Origin of the sequence: Gymnodinialimonas sp. 57CJ19 (assembly GCF_038396845.1) — a bacterium.
Taxonomy (GTDB): Bacteria; Pseudomonadota; Alphaproteobacteria; order Rhodobacterales; family Rhodobacteraceae; genus Gymnodinialimonas.
The window spans coordinates 247,299-265,332 of sequence record NZ_CP151587.1 but is presented as its reverse complement, the minus strand read 5'-3'; the positions used below and the strand labels follow the sequence as shown (position 1 = coordinate 265,332).

Here is an 18,034-nt window from a genome sequence, read left to right as displayed (position 1 = left end):
GTGCGTTGGCGTCTATATCGCGCATTTGGGGCAAGTCTGGATTCGGATCAAGAGATTTTTTTCGTGTCGCGGAATTTCTTGGGAGGCGGGTCAAATGCGGCGCGGATCGAGGGCCGTTGGGGAGGTCAGGGGCGCTGCCCCTTATGCGCCCCAAGGGGCGCAAACCCCGGAGGTGTATGGCCAAGATGAAGGAGCGGCACGGTAGTGGTTTTTAGCGGCCGTGGGAGCGGTTGTAAGGGTTGGCCGGTGGGGATTGATGGTGGGGTGTGTGAAGGGTGTCGAAGACCTCGATCCGGAGGGGATAGCAGGGGGTGGTGTCCGACGAGTGCTCGGCACTGCAATCGCCACCGGGGCAGGCGGAGAGGGCACCGAGCAGGTCGATCTCGGCGCGGAATTCGAGCGTATCGCCGGGGCGGACGGGGGAGGCTTTCATGAAGTATTGGCCGGTGTCGCGGGTGAAGCCGGTGCACATGAAGACGTTGAGGACATCGTGGACGTGCAGTTCCGCCTTGTGCAGCGGCAGTTGTGCGGCGTCGGCCAGAGCGCGGGTCAGGTTGGAGTGGCAGCAGTGGTGGTATTGGTCGCCGCTGTTGAGCAGCGCGTTGGTGTAGGGATCGCAGCGGGTGCCGATGACGTCGTGGACGGCACCGCCGAAGCTGTCGATGCCGTACCAGTCGAGGCTGTCGTGGGTAATGGTGGCCATCGGGCGCAGGTAGGGCAGGTTGGACCAGAGCGTATCGCCTGTGGTCACATGGGTGCCGTGAAGGGCTCGGGTTTTGCCGGAAAAGAAGCGCTCGGACAGGTCGTGGGCGTTCCAGAGGTTGAGGTCCCCGACCTGGGGGCCATCGACCGAGGTGATGCGGATCGTTTGGCCCGCCTTGGCGTGGAAGCTGGCGGCCTCTCGTGGGGCGGCGGTGTGGGATGTGACGGGCCCCGTGGGCGTGGCGGGGCCGAGGTTATGCGGCTCTGGCAAGGTCTCGGGCGGGTAGCAGACGACCGGCGCCACGGCCCGGCGGGCGGCGGCATCGGAAGGGGCGGGAGATTGCTTGGGACGGCGGTTGGGCATGGGCGGCTCCGTTTCTTTGGATTAGAGTCACCCACGAAACCCGGAGGTGCAAGGTCATGAAGTTGGAAGATTTTTCGCAAGGGGCGAATACGCGGCCGCCAAATCGGTTGGGGCAGAGGTACGATCACCAACACTTCCTGCCGGATCCGGGGAACACTGTGGTGTGCCATCTGGACTTGGACACGGCGGGGGGCGCGGCGGTTTTGCGGGCCCGTCGTAGGATGCAGGCCTTGCCGGAAGCAGAGCGGTTGCTGTTCACCCCGGAAGACAGCCTGCACATGACGGTGTTTGAAGGGGTTCTGGATGCGCGCCGCACGGCGGATGCCTGGCCCGCGGATATAGCGCGCGATGCTGAGGTGGCCGAGGTAACTGCCGCGATGTGTCAGCGGTTGGCGGCATTCGACGCGCCCGCGTCTTTTGCCGTATCGGTCGACACCGTGCGCCTTGGCGGATTGGAGTTGCGCGGCGCGACCCCGGCCGATGAAACCGCGTTGTTGGAGTGGAGAGAGGCGCTGTCGAGGGCATTCGGATATCGCCAAGCAGCCCACGACACCTATCAGCATCATATGACCTTCGCTTACATGCTGGATTGGTTGCCGGACTCCGTTCTGGCTGACTGGAAGCAAGGGTTGGCTGATATCCAAGCGGAATTGCAGGCCGCTGCACCGGTATTGCCGTTGCGGGCCCCGGCCTTTTGCACCTTCAACGACATGACTTGGTTCGAAGAGTTGCTGCCCCTCGCGTAGCGCTATCCAGCGGCCAGATGCCCGGCAAGACCAAGGGCAAAGCCCGCGACAGCACCCAGGGCGGGCCGCGCCTCATCCGTGCCTTTGGCAGCGGGGGCCACGTCTTCGAACACCAGATAGAGAATCCCCCCGGCAGCGAAGATCATGATGCCGCCAAGCAGGGCGCGCTGATCCGATAGCAGGGTGAGGCCGATCACGGCGCAGATCGGGCCGGTAAGCGCCAAGGCTGCAAACAGAAGTAAGGCGCGTGTCTTGGGGAAGGTACCTGCGCGAAGAACCTCTCGGAATGCGGAATAGCCCTCGGGCAGGTTTTGCAGGAAGATCATTGCCGCCAACACCCAAGCGGTCGCCCGGTCGATCACGATCATCGCACCAAGGGCAGCAGCTTCGGGCAGGTAATCCAGCAGCATTGCCAGAAGCTGAGCGCCCGCGCCGCCGGACCGTGCCACGATCTTGTCGACGAAAAAGAACGTCACACCTCCGGCCAGCAGCAAAAGGCACGATAGCCACGGCGGTAAGGTTTCGGCCCCTTCAGGAACCAGCACCAAGGCCACGGCGGAGACCAACGCACCGCCGCCAAAGGCCGTGATCGCGTGATTGATCGGCTCGGGCTCGTCCTTGCGAGAGGCCAGCCACGCCCCAAGGGGCATGGACAGGCCCGCTATGCCCGCCAGAAGGACCGCAAGAAGAAGCGGCTCCACGGCTTAAATTGTCCGTTCGACCATCATCTTCTTGATCGAAGAAATCGCTTTGGCCGGGTTCAGACCTTTGGGGCAGGTCTTTGTGCAGTTCATGATCGTGTGGCAGCGGTACAGCTTGAAGGGGTCTTCCAGGTCGTCCAGACGTTCGCCCGTGGCTTCGTCGCGGCTGTCGATGATCCAGCGGTACGCGTGCAGCAGGGCGGCTGGCCCAAGGTAGCGGTCGCCGTTCCACCAGTAAGACGGGCAGGAGGTGGAGCAGCAGGCGCACATGACGCATTCATACAGGCCGTCGAGTTTTTCGCGATCCTCAATGGATTGCTTCCACTCTTTCTCAGGCCGGCTGGTCTTGGTTTCCAGCCAGGGCATGATGGAGGCGTGCTGCGCGTAGAAATGCGTCAGGTCGGGGATCAAATCCTTTACGACGGGCATGTGTGGCAGCGGATAAATAGCCACGTCGCCGCTGATTTCATCCATGCCGTAGATGCAGGCCAGCGTGTTGATCCCCTTGGTCTTCACGCCGCCGATGTTCATGGCGCAAGACCCGCAGATGCCTTCGCGGCAGGACCGACGGAAGGTCAGCGTGGGGTCGATCTCGTTCTTGATCTTGATCAGCGCGTCCAGAACCATCGGGCCGCAGGTGTCCATATCGACCCAATAAGTATCGAGCGACGGGTTTTTGCCGTCGTCGGGGTTCCAGCGATAAATCTGGAATTTGCGCAGGTTGGTGGCACCCTCGGGCTTCGGCCACGTCTTGCCGCGCGTGATACGAGAGTTCTTGGGGAGGGTGAGTTCAACCATCTTGGCGTTCTCCTTGGGGGCGGTGCTGGTCCGCTTGAATATATGTCATGTGGTGGCTCCGGTGCTGATCCCGATGGTCAGGCCACCGCCGCGCGGGTTCGGTTGCCCGCCCATGCGACGCGCAACACAGTCGCGCAGGGCATCCGCTTCAGAGCGCGGGTTAAAGATATCCGAGGTGATCGTCACGCGGCCCCCGGCGGAGGCGCCAGCATTGCCGCCGCCCACACCGATGTTGCCGGAAATTCCATCAGCCTGACGCGCTTCTTCGACGCAAAGACGCTCGGCCGTCGCGCGGGTCGGCGTCGGCGCCGGGCCACAGGCCGCCAAAGCTGCGAGGAGCGCTGGTGACAGCGCGAGGAGAGGCCGCACGCCCATCAACCAAGCCCCCGGAAGAAGCCGTCAAGGTAGTTGCCCGCCGTGCATTGCAATGTCGCGGGTCGCTGCAAGATATCGCCCACCGTCCCAGAAGCAGCATCGGAATTACCCAACGCTATACCGCCCGCAATTGTCACGATCTCTTGGGCCGAGGCATTGTCGATCACGCAATTGGTGATCGGCGTGGCATCGACGCCGGGAAAGCGGCTTTCAACTTCTGCATTTACAAACGCCCGTGCCTGTTGCCGCGCCAGCTGATCGGCCACGTCTTGGAAACCCACGCAGGCGCTGAGCGACAGGGTGCCAACCAAAACGAGCGACAGCCCCTTCATCCCGTGTACCCAACGCAAATCTCGGTTCCTGCTTGCAAAGCGCCTCGCCCCTCAACACAGCCCACGCCGCGTCTAATGGGGGCAACATAGGTGCCTGTGCCAGTCACCGTCGGGACAACGTAAACGCCCGAGCCGGTCGACGGTGCAGGGGCGGGGACAAGGACAGGGGAAACATAGGTGCCCGCACCCACGGGGGCGACCACGCCGCCGCCCAAAAGCCGGGTCTGAGCACATTGGTTTACGGCGCGCGCCTGCGCGAGGCTGACGCCGTTCCCATCTACCGCAGACACAACCACACGTCCGTCATCGAGACGCAAGACACTGGGCACGAACGGTGCCGCAATACCTTGCTGCTGAAAGCACGCCTCGTGGGCGGCAAGCTGAACCGTCTCGGGCTGCGAGATGATGTAATCGGCCCCCTGCGTGGGGGCGCAGGCAGCGAGAGCCGCAAGAATACCAAGAGAAGTCAGGGCCTTGCCTTGCATCAATACACCCGCGCTTTTGGTTTGATCTTGTCCATGTCAATGCCGCCAGCATCTGTGCCGCTCAGGGGCTCTAGCCCCACGGCGCGGTAGCTGCGCTCCACCTTGTTGCCATCGACCACGGCCAGCGAATGCTTGCGCCAGTTCTTGTCGTCGCGATCTGGATAATCCTCGTGGGCGTGGGCGCCGCGGCTTTCCTTGCGTGCTTCTGCTCCGGCGATCGTTGCCAAAGCGTTAGGCATCAGGTTTGTCAGCTCCAGCGATTCCATCAGATCCGAGTTCCAGACCAAAGACCGGTCCGTTACGGCGATGTCGTCCATTTTACCAGCCACGACCGTCATTTTCTCCAGCCCTTCGGCCAGCGTCTTGTCGGTGCGGAACACGGCGGCGTCGGCCTGCATGGTCTTCTGCATCTCCAACCGCAATTCGGCCGTCGGGATCGCACCACTGGCGTGGCGGACATCGTCAAACCGTGCCAGCGCCTTGTCGATCTGGCTTTGCGGCACATCGGGGTTCGGCGCGTTCGGGTCCACGATCTCACCGGCTTTGATCGCCGCCGCGCGGCCAAAGACCACCAAGTCGATCAAAGAGTTCGAGCCCAACCGGTTCGCCCCGTGGACCGAGGCACAGCCCGCCTCCCCCACAGCCATCAGGCCGGGGACGACTTGATCAGGATTATCTGCGGTGGGGTTCAAGACCTCGCCCAGATAGTTCGTGGGAATGCCACCCATGTTGTAGTGCACCGTTGGCAGAACCGGGATCGGTTCTTTCGTCAGGTCCACGCCGGCAAAGATGCGGGCACTTTCCGAGATGCCGGGCAGGCGCAGGTCCAGGGTTTCCTTGGGCAGATGGTTCAAGTGCAGGTGGATGTGATCCTTGCCCGCGCCCACACCGCGCCCTTCGCGGATTTCCATCGTCATGCAGCGCGAAACAACATCGCGCGACGCGAGGTCTTTGTAGGTGGGCGCATAACGCTCCATGAAACGCTCACCCTCGGAGTTGGTCAGATAACCGCCTTCGCCCCGTGCGCCTTCGGTGATCAGGCAGCCTGAACCGAAAATGCCGGTGGGGTGGAACTGCACAAACTCCATATCTTGCAAGGGCAGGCCCGCGCGCGCGACCATGCCGCCACCGTCACCGGTACAGGTATGTGCCGAGGTGGCCGAGAAATAGGCCCGGCCGTAACCGCCGGTGGCCAGAACGCACATCTTGGAATGGAAAACGTGCATCGTGCCGTCGTCGAGTTTCCAGGCAACGACGCCCACACATTGGCCGTCTTCGTCCATCAGAAGATCGGTGGCGAAATACTCGATAAAGAACTCTGCGTTGTTTTTCAGAGACTGGCCGTAGAGCGTGTGCAAAATCGCGTGGCCGGTCCGGTCCGCTGCGGCGCAAGTCCGCTGCACCGGGGGGCCTTCGCCGAATTCCGTGGTGTGACCGCCAAAGGGGCGCTGGTAAATCTTGCCGTCTTCGGTGCGAGAGAACGGCACACCGTAGTGCTCCAGTTCATAAACCGCCTTGGGGGCTTCACGCGCCAGATATTCCATCGCATCCGTGTCGCCCAACCAGTCCGAGCCCTTCACGGTGTCGTACATGTGCCAGTGCCAGTGATCGGGGCCCATATTGGACAGCGAGGCCGCGATACCGCCCTGCGCCGCAACGGTGTGCGACCGGGTCGGGAACACCTTCGAAATACAGGCCGTCTTTAAGCCCTGCTCGGCCATGCCAAGCGTCGCCCGCAGACCAGAGCCGCCCGCGCCGACAACAACAACGTCATAGGTGTGGTGGGTCAACGCGTAGGCGGGGTCCGTTGCCGGGGATGTCGTGTCATTCATCGTGGAAACCTCAAAGCGCGATTTGCATCAGGGCAACAAGACCACCAGCGGCCAGCCCGTAACAGATAATGGTGGTCGCGATGATCGCGGCCTTTTTGGTCATGCCGTGGGTGTAATCCTCGATCATGATCTGCATCCCGAAACGCAGGTGGTGCATCCCCACCACCAGATAGGCGGCGACGACCAGCGCGGGAACCGGCTTGCCCAGGGTCGCGATAACCTCGGCGTAGTCACTGCCAAGGGCAGAGCCGATGATCGCCAGAAAGAAAGGGGTCAGAACCAGAAGCGCCACGGAAGTGACAGTCATGGTCCAATGCTGCGCGGTGCCGCCCTTTGCAGAGCCAAGGCCAGAAACGCGCTTGCGGTCAGTAAGAAATGCCATGTTGATGTTCCTTAAATCGCGATGAGCGTCAGGAAGGTCAGGGCGACAGAGCCAATCAGCATGCCCCAGCCCATCTTGTCCGACGTATCCGCGTCCAGCCCGTAGCCCGCATCCCAAACAAGGTGCCGAAGGCCGCCAAGGGCGTGATACCAAAGGCCCAGAACGGATAGCGTCATGACGATATCGCCAAGGACGCTGGTGATCAGACCATCGATCGTGGCGAAGTACTCTGGCCCCGAAGCAGCGGCCATCAGCCACCAAACCACAAGGATCGCGGAAACAAGCATCGCATTGCCGGTGATCCGCACGAGAATCGATGTTATCGAGTTCAGTTGCGGTTTGTAGATAGTGAGATGAGGTGAAAGCGGACGATTGCCGCGGTTGACGTCGGCCATGGCTAGAGTCCCCCTTGATTGCGCCGTCAGGTCTGGCTGGTTCCGGTCGTTACCATATCAATAGCGGGTTTTCGGCTGTAGTCACGTCCCCGCGCGGTAAAATTATAGGCAATTGTGGGGCTTAACGCCGCAGAAAGTGATCTTGTGATCACAGCTGAGATTGCTGTGATCACATTTCCTCAGAGAGCTGCCTAGGTCGGAAGCAACGCCCAGTGGTCCAGATCCAACAACACCTCGGGCAGGTATTTCCCGTCCACGCCGCGCAATGCGCCGGCCTCGCCTTTGGTGGCGACAAGACGCAGGCGCAGGGCGCCTACGTGGGGGGTGGATGTGGGCGCGGTGTCGAGAACTTCGGACCAAGCCCGGATCGTGTCACCCGCCATGGCAGGATTGGCGTGAGCGCCGCCGTTGATTGCGGCCAGAAGCTGCGCGTTGGCCAAGCCATTGAACGACAAGGACCGGGCGAGGCTGATGATGTGGCCACCATAGATCAGACGATTGCCGTCGGGGCGCGCGGTGACGTCGAAATGTACCTTGGCCGTGTTCTGCCACAGGCGTGTGGCCATCATATGTTCGGGGTCGGTCAGGGTCACGCCATCGACGTGGTCAATGATCTCACCGACGGCATAATCGCCGTGGCGGTGCGGCTCTCCGGCAGCGGCGAAATCGTAGTTAGACCAGTCCAACGTTTCTGGCACGTGCAGCTCTTCCGCCGCCACGACCTGCGTCAAGTCTGGCACGACGGTTTCCGGGGCAGGGGCGGCCGCGTCGCGTTTTCGCACCATGACCCAGCGGACGTACTCCAGCACCGGCACATCGAAATTGGAGAACCCGCGAGTACGGACCCAGACAATGCCTGTCTTGCCGTTAGAATTCTCTTTCAGGCCAATGACTTCTGATACCGCGTGGATCGTGTCGCCCGATTCCACCCGTGCCAGAAACCGCCCCTCGGCATAGCCCAGATTGGCCACAGCGTTCAGCGAGATATCAGGGACGGTTTTGCCAAATACCGTGTGGAACGTGATCAGGTCATCCATCACAGGGTTGCGCAGGCTGCTGCCAGGCGCGGCAAAATCCCAAGACGATTGCAGCGCGAACCGAGGGCCGTAGAGCGCTTGATACATCGCCACATCTCCATCATGCAGCGTGCGCGGCGTGGCATGTTTCAACACCTGCCCAACGCGGTAATCCTCGAAGAAATAGCCCTGGTTCGTCTTTGACATTATTGCTGTCCCAGCTTCATATCCGGCGAATAAGGCGTGTCGATATCCTTCACCACGGCTTGCCCGCAGCGCATCACGCCGCGCGCCGCGTCGAAGGACATGGTGGGGTCGCCATGAAGGCTCCACCCCTTGGCAATGGCGTCTGACACCTTGTGGCAGAAAGCGGATGTGTCATCTTCGGTGAGTAGTCTGTAGATCAACATGGTCTAGCCCCAAGGTTGCACGCCAAGGGCGTAGTGGATGCCCATGACAATGATAACGACCACGATCGTGGCGATGATTGCGGTGATTTCCTTTTTGACCGGCACCGGATGTGGCGGCACCCAAGCCGCGCCGCGCCGTTTAAGGATGATGACCTGCCCCACGGCCCAAGCCAGCAACCCGCCAAACAGCACGAAAGACGCCAAATCGCCGTTCACCAACAGATGTGCCACGGCCCAGATCTTGAAGCCGGTCAACTGTGGGTTCTTGATTTTCGTGGTGATCCAGGTCTTCGCGCCAGAAGCCGCAAAAAGGTAGAAGGCGAAGATCATCAGAAGGTTATTGATCCCCACCAATGCAGGAGAACGCCCCCACCACACCGGGCCATAGGCCCCCCGGTAGCCAAGCACCATCAGCACGATGGACAAGATAACAAGCCCCGCCACGATGCCTTTGCCCTTATCGCCGAAACCGGCCCGGCTGTCAGGGGCGAGCCGCTTCCAATAGTGGGCTCCGGACCAGAGGGCGATCCCCAAGAGAAGTAGTATCCAAGCCATCAAAGGGCCTCCAATGCGGCGATCGCTTCGGCCTTGGCCAAGGTCGCCCGTGCGGTTTCAACGTGCAGGTTCTCGACGATTTTTCCGTCCACGACGGCCACGCCTTCGCCCTTGGTGAGGGCCTCGGTATAGGCTGCAATCTGGCGCTGTGCGAGGTCGATTTCCGCCTCCGATGGGCCGAAAAATTCGTTTGCAATGGCCACTTGCGCCGGGTGGATCAGGGTCTTGCCATCAAAGCCGAAGTCACGGCCCTGTTGGCATTCGTCGCGCAGGCCGTCTTCGTCCTTGAAGGCGTTGTAGACGCCATCGACGCAGAAAATCCCGTGGGCGCGGGCGGCGAGAAGGCAGATTTGCAGGGCCGAGGTCATCGCCTCACGGGTACGCGCGTTCAGGTCTTTGGCAAGGTCGTTGGTCCCCATCACAAAGCCTGCCATCCGCGGCGCGGCAGCAATCTCGGCGGCGTTGAGGATACCCAGAGGCGTCTCCATCATCGCCCAGATCCGGGTCTCCTTCGTCTTGGGGTTCGCGTCCAGAAGGGCGGCGAGTGCCTTGATGTCCTTGGCGCTGTTGACCTTTGGCAGAAGCACGGCCTGCGGGGCGGCATCCGCTACTCTGGCGACATCATCGGCGCCCCATTCAGTATCAAAGCCGTTGATCCTGACGATCTGCAACCTCGGTCCAAAGCCGCCTTCTTGCAGCGTCTCGGTCAGCGTATCGCGGGCGGCAATCTTTTCATCGGCGGCAACAGCATCCTCCAAGTCGAAGATGATTGCGTCGATCGGCAGGGTCTTGGCCTTCTCCATCGCGCGGGCACGGGACGCGGGGATATACAGGACGGAACGGCAGGGCTGTGACATCGGTTGGGACATGGCTGGCTTCACGTGTTGCTGGTTTCGCCCTTTTGGGACCACATGCAGCGCGCAAGCGCAAGGGTCTTGCTGCAATGCAGAATGTTGCGCAACAAAATTTCACGGCAATTTTACCTAATGTTAATTCCTGATCACGCATTATCCTTTTGTCAGGCACCCCCAGAGGTGCAGCATGGTTGGAGGGGAAGTCCATTTGGACAGGGTCGCCTCAAGCATGTCTGTGACGCGCCCCGCATCAAAAGGGGACATCACCATGAAGAGAATCGCAGTATTCGCCTGGGCTATTCTGGCGGGATCAACGGCCTTACCCGTCGTTGCCCAAAATCAAGCCGTAAATATGTTGTGCGCAGACCGTAGCATCATTGTGGGGGAACTTACGGGCCGCTACGGCGAGGAGGTTCACGGGATGGGTCTGGCCAATCAAAATCGCATCGTAGAGGTCTATGTATCAGCAGAAACAGGGTCTTGGACCATCGCGGTGACCTCTGCGGATGGTACAATGTGCCTGATGGCTGCCGGGCAGCATTTTGCCCAAATGACCCCCAGCATTCCCGGAGAAAACCTGTAGAAAAAAGCGAGGTTCCTCGGATTGGGGCTATCCGCCGCGCCCAGGCTCCTTGCGCCGGAGCCGTGCTAGGTCTACCCCTCCGCCCGACAAAACTCTGAATCCGAGGATCTTGAGATATGGCCAGACCCAAAATCGCGCTGATTGGCGCAGGAAACATCGGCGGCACGCTTGCCCACCTTGCAGCGATAAAGGAATTGGGGGACGTCGTCCTCTTCGACATCGCGGACGGCTTGCCCCAGGGCAAAGCGCTCGACATCGCGGAATCGGGCCCATCCGAGAAGTTCGACGCCCGCATGAGCGGCACAAGCGACTACGCCGACATCGCAGGCGCGGATGTTTGCATCGTGACTGCTGGCGTGGCGCGCAAGCCCGGCATGAGCCGTGATGACCTTCTGGGCATCAACCTGAAAGTGATGAAATCCGTTGGCGAAGGCATCCGCGACCACGCGCCAGATGCCTTTGTGATCTGCATCACCAACCCGCTGGACGCCATGGTTTGGGCGCTGCGCGAATTCTCTGGCCTGCCGCACCACAAGGTTTGCGGCATGGCGGGTGTTCTCGACTCCGCGCGTTTCCGCCACTTCCTTGCGGAAGAATTCGACGTATCCATGAAGGACGTGACCGCGTTCGTTCTGGGTGGCCACGGTGACACGATGGTGCCGCTGACGCGCTATTCCACCGTTGCCGGTATCCCTCTGCCTGACCTGATCGAGATGGGTTGGACCACGAAAGAGAAGATGGACGCGATCGTACAGCGTACCCGTGATGGCGGTGCCGAGATCGTTGGCCTGCTGAAGACAGGGTCTGCTTTCTACGCCCCGGCGACATCGGCAATCGAGATGGCCGCAGCCTACCTCAACGACCAGAAGCGCGTTCTGCCATGTGCGGCCTATGTTGACGGCGCCTTTGGCCTGAAGGGCATGTATGTTGGTGTTCCAACCGTGATCGGCGCCGGCGGTGTTGAGCGCATCGTGGACATCAAAATGACCAAGGACGAGCAGGCAATGTTCGACAATTCTGTCGCCGCTGTGAACGGCCTTGTTGATGCCTGTAAAGCGATCGACGAAACGCTTGGATAAGTTGGTGGGCTGCCAGCCCGCCTTCAAAACTTATGCGGCCGGGTTCAACGCCCGGCCGTTTTCCGTCATGGCATCCAATATCGCGTAATCAGCCTTGTAGAACGCGATGATTTCATCGCGAATTCTGTCGCTCACCTCGATCTTGTTGGCGGTTGAGCGTTTTTCCCAGATTTCCCGGGATGCTGTTTCAGTTCCGGTCACGGCATCGACCCAATCGAAGACCGCATCCATTCCCATTTCTAGCCGGAACAAGACCATGCCGGGCCGCAGAAACTCGGCCTGCGGGCGGATGTGGTTGTCGTAGACGTAGCCGTCGCGGCCATAGGCATCAAAGGCCGCGCGCACCCAATCTTCGAAACTGCGCTGGCCTTCATATCGGTCCAGCCGATAGCGATACTCGCTCACCATGCGCGCAACCGGGTCACGCAGGACCGCAAAGCTTTCATCGTAAAAACCGTCCGGGACAAGGCGCGTATGGACCCGCGCCTCCATATGCTGCGCCGTGGTTTCCGACCAACCAAGACGGCGCTTGAAGCGCAGCGCGACCGCGCCCTTGGCGTCTAGGTAGGTTTCAACGCTCGACCCGCCGGTTTTGGGGATATGCGCGAAGAAAAGGAGCTTGTCGGCAATTCTCGCCAGAGGCATCGGCGTTGTCCTTAGTGACTTTTCGCCACCCTACGCGGCACGAAGGACGGTCGTAAAGACACCTAGATATCCACGCCATTGCGCCGCGCGATCTTGCGCCATGCCGTCACGCGGGGACGCAGGAGGGCGTCGAAGGCGTCGGGCGAAAGGTCCACGGCTTGTCCGGGAAAGACCGCCTCCAAGGCGGGGCCAAGGTTGAAGGTGTCGCGGGTAATATAACCGTCATCCTCCAGCGCGTTGATCTGTTCTGGGGTGTATCCGTTGATCTCTTCATAGAGCCCGCGCAGGGCGTCCGGGTCATCGAGGCAGGCGAAAATGCGGTGCCATTGAGCGATGCGGAACGGCGGCAATTGTTGCAACCGATCCGGGATCAATGCCGCCTGACGCACGAATTTGGCCGCCCAGTGCAGTGGTGTCATGCCGTCGAAATGGACCAGCTCCACCTGATCTGCGGGATAATGCGGCGGCACCACGCGGGCCTTGATGTGGCCGTGGCGCGGGACGTGGATGCCGATGTTCATGCCGATCTTCGTGCGCACGAAGGGTTTACCTGCTGCGTGCCCGGTAAAGCCCATCGGTGTCATATCCGAGGTGCGAAGAGGGGTGCTGGACTGACCTTGGTAGAAGACCTTGAACACCCCCTCGAATATCGAGGTTTGGGCAGCACCACGCACCATGGCGCGTTCAAGGTTGAAGATCTTGGTCCAGGTCAGATGCTCGGGCACCTCGGCCAGTTGCGCAGCAATATCCGAGCGCGGGCGCAGGAACTCATCGGCGTCGCAATGCAGGAGAAACGGCACCTTGCATTGCCTTTGGGCGTGTGTGGCGTTGGCGGATTGTCGGTTATTGTGACGTTTGGGTTTCCACGTCACCGTATTGCGCCAATAGCCCATGTCGCAGCGGGTGACATGAACGGGGGGAAGCCATTCCAGAATGTCGGCCACCGGGTCATGGGGGTCATCCAGGTAGATGTGAATTTCAGAGGCGCCAAGGGACAGATGGTGGGCCACGAAAGCCATAACGAGGGGGGCGGGCTCTGCCACCGTCGCCACGATTCCCCAACGGATATTGTCTGGCATGAATGCCCCGCATCTTGCGCTGAGGCCCAAGATTGCGCCGGATCGCAGGGGCGTGCAAGCCTCTGCCGCCGGGTGAGTCGGGTTGAACGAGGCGGTTGGGCAAGTTTTGTGATCACACAAAATTTTCCGTGATCACAAATGTGAGTTTCTACCGCAAATCCTATGTATCAGGGCATATTCCCGTTCCATTGTTGGGACGGGTTGTGTTTACGTGAGGCGAACATGACCAAAAGAATGGACTTTTTTCATGAACATTCATGAGTACCAGGCGAAAGCCCTCCTCGCGCAATACGGCGCTCCTGTGTCCGACGGACGCGTCGTTTTGAAGGCCGAGGATGCCAAGACCGCAGCGGGCGAAATGGACGGGCCGCTTTGGGTCGTGAAAGCGCAGATCCACGCAGGTGGCCGCGGCAAGGGCAGCTTTAAGGAAGCAGACGCCGGCGAAGCGGGCGGTGTACGCCTTACGAAATCTGCGCAGGAAGCCGCGGAAGAAGCCAAGAAAATGCTCGGCCGCACGCTGGTCACGCACCAGACCGGGCCTGCCGGCAAGCAAGTGAACCGCATCTACATCGAAGACGGCTCCGGCATCGAGACCGAGATGTACCTGGCCCTTCTGGTGGACCGCCAGACCAGCCGCATCAGCTTTGTCTGCTCCACCGAGGGTGGCATGGACATCGAAGAAGTCGCCGCAGCGACGCCCGAGAAGATCCTGAGCTTCTCCGTCGATCCGGCCACCGGCTACCAGCCCTACCACGGCCGCCGCGTTGCGTTCTCGCTTGGTCTGGAAGGCCAGCAGGTCAAGCAATGCGTCAAGCTGATGGGGCAGTTGTTCCAAGCCTTCCAAGAGAAGGACATGGAGATGCTCGAGATCAACCCGCTGATCGTCACCGATGAGGGGAACCTCAAGGTGCTGGACGCGAAGGTTTCTTTCGACGGCAACGCCGTTTACCGCCACGCCGACGTGGCATCCCTGCGCGACGAGACGGAAGAGGACGCCAAGGAGCTGGCGGCCTCCAAGTTCGACCTAAACTACATCGCGCTGGACGGCGAGATCGGTTGCATGGTCAACGGCGCGGGCCTTGCGATGGCGACGATGGACATCATCAAGCTGTACGGGGCCGAGCCTGCAAACTTCCTCGACGTGGGCGGCGGCGCGACCAAGGAAAAAGTGACCGAAGCGTTCAAGATCATCACCAGCGACCCACAGGTCAAAGGCATCTTTGTGAACATCTTCGGCGGCATCATGCGCTGCGATATCATCGCAGAGGGCGTCATTGCGGCCGTGAAAGAAGTTGGCCTGAAAATGCCGCTGGTCGTGCGTCTCGAAGGGACGAACGTCGAGAAGGGCAAAGAGATCATCAACTCGTCCGGTCTTGATGTGATCGCAGCCGACGACCTCAAGGACGGCGCACAGAAGATCGTGAAGGCGGTTAAGGGGTAACCTGATGATTTGCGACCTTCAAAACGGACCCCGGCAAGGCTCGGGGCCCGAAGGCGTAGGGGGCAATCCGCAATGCGGGTTGCGCCCGGCAGCTATTGGTCGCCTGCGGCTCGTCAGGGCAATTGCCGTCGGCGGCTCCAGCGTGTCGCGATTGTCCCAGAACCTATTTGCCCAGGAGGCGTGCGACGTATCGTGACCCAGGCGCGCCCTTGTCCCACTTGCTTTGCTGAAAACCCTGAGGAGCTTCCAAGTCTTCATCGGGACAATTGGCTTATGGGAAAATGCCACGATTGCGATCTTGTCTACCTGCTCAACCCTCCGGGCTATGAAGCTCTGGTGGAAGATTTCGCTTGGGAAAGAACCTGGGCGGCAGAAGCGACCGCCCGGCTTGAAGCTCGGCCGTTTCTGCAACGTGCTGATCTGGCGACCCGCTGGCGACACAAGATCGGACGCAAACCGGAAGCCGTTCGGTACGCAGAGTGGTTTGGAGCGGGCAACCTGCTGAACGTAGGCTGCTCGGGCGCTTCTGCTCAGTACCCCGGTTTCACTCAGTTCGGGATCGAGATTTCGGCCGAATTGGCAGGGCAGGCCAACGAAAACCTTACCCCTCATGGGGGGTACTGCATCCATGGGCCTGGCGCTCTGGCGATCCGAGAGTTTCCGGATGGGATGTTTGAAGGCGTTATCCTACGCTCTTATCTTGAGCACGAGGAACACCCGCGCCCGGTGCTGGAGCATGTGGCCCGAATTTTGAAGCCCGGTGGGCGCGCCTATGTGCGGGTGCCAAACTTCGGCAGTCTCGGAAAGCGGCTTTTCGGTCGGAACTGGGTCGGCCTGCGCTACCCAGATCACGTTCAGTATTACACCGTGGCGACACTGCGCGCGCTGGCCGAACGCACGGGTTTTTCGATGCGCTTGTTGAACCCAGTTCGGCTGCCGTTGGACGACAACATAAACGTCTTGTTCGAAAGGGCAGAGGCATGAGTTGGCGGCGTCATGTCACCTTGGCCGTGACCATAGTGCTCTTGGCTGTTCCGCCGGCACAGGCCCAAGACGATGGCGTTGCGGCCATGGCAAGCATGGCTTTTGCACGTAATTGCTTTAGCCCCTTCATGACCGCTGCCCGCGCCGAGGAGGTGTTGGCCTCGACCGGGGCCAGGGTGGATTTCTATGATCTGGACCCTCTGTCCAACGGGCCGACCTCTCCGGTGGTCGGGCGTCCTGCGACGCCGGGCACGGACCGCCGCTGTGAAGTGGCCTTTGATGGCGACTACGCGCCCCTTGCCACCAGTGCGGCCACGACCGGACTGGACATGGAGGGGATCACGACCGAGGCCCCCGTGCCCGAAAACTACACTCCGACCGAAGGCACCGCGCTCCTGGCGGCCCGTCAGTTGAACCCAAGCCGCGTGGCCGTGGTTCACGTGGGCACACGGCCCGGCCCCAACGGACTCGAGACCTTCATGCTAGTAGAGCGGTTGACGCCGGAGGCGAGCTCTCAATGACCGGGACAATGACGAATTCCGCGCACGGACATGATCCACAACTATCCAATCACCCATGGCGGCCCCGCTTTGCAGGCCGCGCCATGACTAATTCCTATACTCAAACGACCACAGGAGGCCCCGATGGCCGTACTCGTTGATGAAAACACCAAGGTAATCTGCCAAGGTTTTACCGGTTCCCAAGGCACGTTCCACTCGGAGCAAGCCATCGCCTACGGCACCAAGATGGTCGGCGGCGTGACACCCGGCAAAGGTGGCATGACGCACCTTGATCTGCCCGTGTTCAACTCGGTCCATGAGGCCAAGCACGTGACCGAGGCCAATGCGTCGGTGATCTACGTGCCGCCCCCCTTCGCGGCAGATTCCATCCTCGAGGCGATCGACGCCGAGATGGAGCTGATCATCTGCATCACCGAAGGCATCCCGGTGCTCGATATGATGCGCGTGAAGCGGGCGCTGGAAGGCTCTTCTTCCAAGCTGATCGGGCCCAACTGCCCCGGTGTGATCACCCCTGACGCCTGCAAGATCGGTATCATGCCCGGCCACATCCACAAGCGCGGTTCCTGCGGCGTGGTCTCGCGCTCCGGCACGCTGACCTATGAGGCGGTGAAGCAGACAACGGATGTGGGCCTTGGCCAATCCACCTGCGTCGGCATCGGCGGCGACCCGATCAAGGGAACCGAGCATATCGACGTGCTGGAGTGGTTCCTGGCTGATGACGAGACCGAGAGCATCATCATGATCGGTGAAATCGGCGGTTCCGCCGAGGAAGAAGCCGCACAATTCCTGGCTGACGAAAAGAAGAAAGGCCGTTGGAAGCCTACTGCGGGCTTCATTGCCGGTCGCACGGCCCCTCCCGGTCGCCGCATGGGCCACGCAGGCGCGATTGTTGCCGGCGGCAAAGGCGGTGCCGAGGACAAGATCGAAGCGATGAAGTCTGCGGGCATCATCGTGGCAGACAGCCCCGCCACCCTGGGTGAGGCTGTGTTGCAGGCGATTGGCTAAGCAATGACGCAGGGCGGCATGGACATACTGGCAGAGTTGCGGCGCCCGTTCCGAACGCGGGGGCCCATCGGGCGCCGTGCGATGGGCGGCGTTGCGGCTGCCAGCCTGTTCGTGCTCGCCCTCGTCGCAGGGGTGGGGGCAGTGTTGTCCCCCCCACACGGCTCGGAAGGGTGGCTTTTAGAACCTAGCCGCAATGGTATCACCTCTTCGATCGACGCGATCCGCGCGCCGATCTGGCGGATGATGTCGCAACTGGGCACCCTATGGTTGTGGCTGAGTGCGGTCGCGCTGGTGCCGCTTGCCTTTGCGATGATGCGCCGTGCTCATTCAACGGGCTTGCCGCGCGGCTTCTCCATGGCGTTGGTTCTGGTGGCCATCGTTTCGGGGCTGTCGTTGATCTTGGCAGCGGAAGGACGGATCGCCTTCCCGCTTACACGTTTCCTTTGGTTCATTGCCACCGACAGCGGCACAGCATCGGTGGAACAGTCGGTCGGGCTGGTGATTGTCCTGTCGCCCTTTTTCTTTGCTACTGTTGTTTTCGATATCATGCTGATGGTCTTGGTCGGCCTTCTGGCAGTGGTAATAGGGACGATATCCTGGGCGGCATGTGTCGCCCTATGCTTTGTACCAACGCGGAAGGACTTGTCCCCATGAGCGCTTTGCACACCACATCAGCAGGCGTCGAAGGGCGCGGCGATTATCCCCTGAACGCACGGTTTCAGGACGCATATGCTCCCCACACACGCTTTC

Annotated in this window: 23 protein-coding genes; 8 read left to right on the top strand and 15 right to left on the bottom strand. The window is 60.9% G+C overall.

Annotation, left to right across the window (positions count from 1 at the left end):
- Positions 1-211: 211 nt before the first annotated feature.
- Entirely contained in the window at positions 212-1,066 is an 855-nt protein-coding gene (locus AADW23_RS01350) for an urea carboxylase-associated family protein (RefSeq protein WP_341862735.1), read from the bottom strand.
- Positions 1,067-1,122: 56 nt separating this feature from the next.
- Between AADW23_RS01350 and AADW23_RS01345 the strand changes: the two genes are divergently transcribed.
- Positions 1,123-1,812, top strand: a complete 690-nt coding sequence (locus tag AADW23_RS01345; protein WP_341862734.1) for a DUF1868 domain-containing protein — start codon at positions 1,123-1,125, stop codon at positions 1,810-1,812.
- 2 nt (positions 1,813-1,814) lie between these two features.
- Here the strand turns inward: AADW23_RS01345 and AADW23_RS01340 are convergent, their stop codons facing one another.
- The 12 genes from AADW23_RS01340 to AADW23_RS01285 all read right to left on the bottom strand — a co-directional run bounded on the left by AADW23_RS01340 (position 1,815) and on the right by AADW23_RS01285 (position 9,962).
- The gene (locus AADW23_RS01340) at positions 1,815-2,513 is read right to left on the bottom strand and encodes a ZIP family metal transporter (RefSeq protein ID WP_341862733.1); all 699 of its coding nucleotides are present in this window, start codon (positions 2,511-2,513) and stop codon (positions 1,815-1,817) included.
- Positions 2,514-2,516: 3 nt separating this feature from the next.
- Entirely contained in the window at positions 2,517-3,311 is a 795-nt protein-coding gene (locus AADW23_RS01335; protein ID WP_341862732.1) for a succinate dehydrogenase iron-sulfur subunit, read from the bottom strand.
- 45 nt (positions 3,312-3,356) lie between these two features.
- Positions 3,357-3,686 carry a hypothetical protein gene (locus tag AADW23_RS01330; RefSeq protein WP_341862731.1) on the bottom strand — a complete coding sequence of 110 codons (330 nt, stop codon included), beginning with the start codon at positions 3,684-3,686 and terminating at the stop codon, positions 3,357-3,359.
- Entirely contained in the window at positions 3,686-4,036 is a 351-nt protein-coding gene (locus AADW23_RS01325) for a succinate dehydrogenase (protein WP_341862730.1), read from the bottom strand. Before AADW23_RS01325 ends, AADW23_RS01330 begins: the two co-directional genes overlap by 1 nt.
- Entirely contained in the window at positions 4,015-4,503 is a 489-nt protein-coding gene (locus AADW23_RS01320) for a hypothetical protein (protein WP_341862729.1), read from the bottom strand. Before AADW23_RS01320 ends, AADW23_RS01325 begins: the two co-directional genes overlap by 22 nt.
- Positions 4,503-6,335, bottom strand: coding sequence for a succinate dehydrogenase flavoprotein subunit (sdhA, locus tag AADW23_RS01315; protein WP_341862728.1), 1,833 nt, complete (start codon positions 6,333-6,335; stop codon positions 4,503-4,505). The genes AADW23_RS01320 and sdhA overlap by 1 nt, the downstream gene beginning before the upstream one ends.
- 10 nt (positions 6,336-6,345) lie before the next feature.
- A complete protein-coding gene (gene sdhD, locus AADW23_RS01310; RefSeq protein ID WP_341862727.1) occupies positions 6,346-6,717 on the bottom strand; it encodes a succinate dehydrogenase, hydrophobic membrane anchor protein in 372 nt (123 codons plus the stop codon).
- Positions 6,718-6,728: 11 nt separating this feature from the next.
- Positions 6,729-7,112, bottom strand: coding sequence for a succinate dehydrogenase, cytochrome b556 subunit (gene sdhC, locus AADW23_RS01305; protein WP_341862726.1), 384 nt, complete (start codon positions 7,110-7,112; stop codon positions 6,729-6,731).
- A 191-nt stretch (positions 7,113-7,303) separates the two neighbouring features.
- Positions 7,304-8,335: a MaoC family dehydratase gene (locus tag AADW23_RS01300; protein WP_341862725.1), complete on the bottom strand. Its 1,032-nt coding sequence runs from the start codon at positions 8,333-8,335 to the stop codon at positions 7,304-7,306.
- Positions 8,335-8,538: a DUF1737 domain-containing protein gene (locus AADW23_RS01295; protein WP_341862724.1), complete on the bottom strand. Its 204-nt coding sequence runs from the start codon at positions 8,536-8,538 to the stop codon at positions 8,335-8,337. Before AADW23_RS01295 ends, AADW23_RS01300 begins: the two co-directional genes overlap by 1 nt.
- A gap of 3 nt (positions 8,539-8,541) precedes the next feature.
- Positions 8,542-9,093 carry an NnrU family protein gene (locus AADW23_RS01290; RefSeq protein ID WP_341862723.1) on the bottom strand — a complete coding sequence of 184 codons (552 nt, stop codon included), beginning with the start codon at positions 9,091-9,093 and terminating at the stop codon, positions 8,542-8,544.
- Positions 9,093-9,962 (bottom strand): CoA ester lyase, encoded by an 870-nt coding sequence (locus AADW23_RS01285; RefSeq protein WP_341862722.1) that lies wholly within the window; start codon positions 9,960-9,962, stop codon positions 9,093-9,095. The genes AADW23_RS01290 and AADW23_RS01285 overlap by 1 nt, the downstream gene beginning before the upstream one ends.
- 253 nt (positions 9,963-10,215) lie before the next feature.
- Between AADW23_RS01285 and AADW23_RS01280 the strand changes: the two genes are divergently transcribed.
- Positions 10,216-10,530, top strand: coding sequence for a hypothetical protein (locus AADW23_RS01280; RefSeq protein WP_341862721.1), 315 nt, complete (start codon positions 10,216-10,218; stop codon positions 10,528-10,530).
- Positions 10,531-10,646: 116 nt separating this feature from the next.
- Positions 10,647-11,609: a malate dehydrogenase gene (mdh, locus tag AADW23_RS01275; RefSeq protein WP_341862720.1), complete on the top strand. Its 963-nt coding sequence runs from the start codon at positions 10,647-10,649 to the stop codon at positions 11,607-11,609.
- 30 nt (positions 11,610-11,639) lie between these two features.
- On the opposite strand, the gene AADW23_RS01270 is transcribed toward mdh, so the two are convergent.
- Both AADW23_RS01270 and AADW23_RS01265 read right to left on the bottom strand, forming a co-directional pair.
- A complete protein-coding gene (locus AADW23_RS01270) occupies positions 11,640-12,254 on the bottom strand; it encodes a sulfotransferase family 2 domain-containing protein (protein WP_341862719.1) in 615 nt (204 codons plus the stop codon).
- Positions 12,255-12,316: 62 nt separating this feature from the next.
- The gene (locus AADW23_RS01265) at positions 12,317-13,333 is read right to left on the bottom strand and encodes a glycosyltransferase family 2 protein (protein WP_341862718.1); all 1,017 of its coding nucleotides are present in this window, start codon (positions 13,331-13,333) and stop codon (positions 12,317-12,319) included.
- Between the two features lie 247 nt (positions 13,334-13,580).
- Here AADW23_RS01265 and sucC point away from each other — a divergent pair, with 247 nt between their 5' ends.
- The 5 genes from sucC (at position 13,581) to AADW23_RS01240 (ending at position 17,938) form a co-directional block, all read left to right on the top strand.
- Positions 13,581-14,774 (top strand): ADP-forming succinate--CoA ligase subunit beta, encoded by a 1,194-nt coding sequence (gene sucC, locus AADW23_RS01260; protein WP_341862717.1) that lies wholly within the window; start codon positions 13,581-13,583, stop codon positions 14,772-14,774.
- A 273-nt stretch (positions 14,775-15,047) separates the two neighbouring features.
- Complete coding sequence (locus tag AADW23_RS01255) at positions 15,048-15,758, top strand: class I SAM-dependent methyltransferase (RefSeq protein ID WP_341862716.1); 711 nt, start codon at positions 15,048-15,050, stop codon at positions 15,756-15,758.
- On the top strand, positions 15,755-16,279 hold the full coding sequence (locus AADW23_RS01250; protein ID WP_341862715.1) for a succinyl-CoA synthetase subunit beta: 525 nt from the start codon (positions 15,755-15,757) through the stop codon (positions 16,277-16,279). Before AADW23_RS01255 ends, AADW23_RS01250 begins: the two co-directional genes overlap by 4 nt.
- Before the next feature lie 123 nt (positions 16,280-16,402).
- Positions 16,403-17,284, top strand: coding sequence for a succinate--CoA ligase subunit alpha (sucD, locus tag AADW23_RS01245; RefSeq protein WP_341862714.1), 882 nt, complete (start codon positions 16,403-16,405; stop codon positions 17,282-17,284).
- 18 nt (positions 17,285-17,302) lie between these two features.
- Positions 17,303-17,938: a hypothetical protein gene (locus tag AADW23_RS01240; RefSeq protein ID WP_341862713.1), complete on the top strand. Its 636-nt coding sequence runs from the start codon at positions 17,303-17,305 to the stop codon at positions 17,936-17,938.
- The last annotated feature ends 96 nt before the right edge of the window (positions 17,939-18,034 follow it).